This is a genomic window from Pseudomonas sp. R62, assembly GCF_000257605.1.
GTDB classification, from domain to species: Bacteria; Pseudomonadota; Gammaproteobacteria; order Pseudomonadales; family Pseudomonadaceae; genus Aquipseudomonas; species Aquipseudomonas atacamensis.
This window is the reverse complement of the sequence record NZ_AHZM01000893.1, coordinates 1-1,012: the sequence shown is the minus strand read 5'-3', so window position 1 is coordinate 1,012 and position 1,012 is coordinate 1. Positions and strand designations below refer to the sequence as shown.

2 pseudogenes are annotated in these 1,012 nt (G+C 63.4%); both read left to right on the top strand.

The window, feature by feature from the left end:
* Positions 1 to 543 (top strand): annotated as a pseudogene (locus OQK_RS00930) (hypothetical protein); the annotation flags it as partial.
* Positions 540 to 1,012: pseudogene (locus OQK_RS00925) on the top strand (sodium:proton antiporter); the annotation flags it as partial. The pseudogenes OQK_RS00930 and OQK_RS00925, both read left to right, overlap by 4 nt.

Sequence of the window (1,012 nt, the reverse complement as noted above, 5' to 3'; positions counted from 1 at the left end):
AGTTTGCAGGGCTTGAACAATCCGTCATTGCTGCGCGTGCAGGCACTGGACTTGCCGGGGGTGGTGCTGGTCGATCGCCTCGGTGACCTGAACAAGGTGTTTGCCGCCACGCAAATCAGCGCCGCCGAACTGAAACTGGCCTCCTGCGTGTTGATCGTGCTGGTGCTGATGCTGCCGTTCGGCCTGACTGGCGCACTGCGCATCGTCGCCCTGCCACTGCTGGCGGCGCTGTGCAGTCTGGCCAGCCTCGGCTGGCTCGGTCAGCCGCTGACCCTGTTCAGCCTGTTCGGCCTGTTGCTGGTGACGGCAATCAGCGTCGATTACGCAATCCTCATGCGCGAACAGGTGGGCGGCGCGGCGGTAAGTCTGCTCGGCACCTTGCTCGCCGCCGTCACCACGTGGCTATCGTTCGGCCTGCTGGCGGTCTCCAGTACGCCGGCGGTGAGCAATTTCGGCCTGTCGGTAAGCCTCGGTCTGGCGTTCAGCTTCATGCTCGCACCGTGGGCCGGGCGCCGTGAACCGGTTGCGGAGCCAGCGGCATGATGGTCTTCGGCTTCTGGTTGCTGGCCTTGGCGCTGTTTGCCCTGGCGACCCGGGTCGGCCGTCACTTCGGCCTGATTCCGATCGTCAGTCAGCTGCTGCTGGCGAGCTTCGGTTTGCCGCTGCTGATGTACTTCTGGATCGAACCGGGCTGGCAGCTCAGCGGCGCACAACTGATCGCCCCGGACTGGTTGAAAAACCTCTACAGCCTGAGTTTCGCCTTGCTGCTCGGGCACATCCTCAGCGATGTCATCGATCTGCGTCTGGATCGCCAAAGCGTAAAAATCGCTGTGCCGAGTTTCGCCGTGCCGTTCGCTTGCGGGCTGGCGGTCGCGTATTGGTTGCTGCCGTCGCAGCAGTGGCTCAACGCACTGGCCATCGGACTGGTCTTCGCCATAACGGCGATCCCGGTGTTGTACCTGTATTTGCGCCACATCGATTACCCGCCCGCTGCCACACGGCGTCTGGTGCA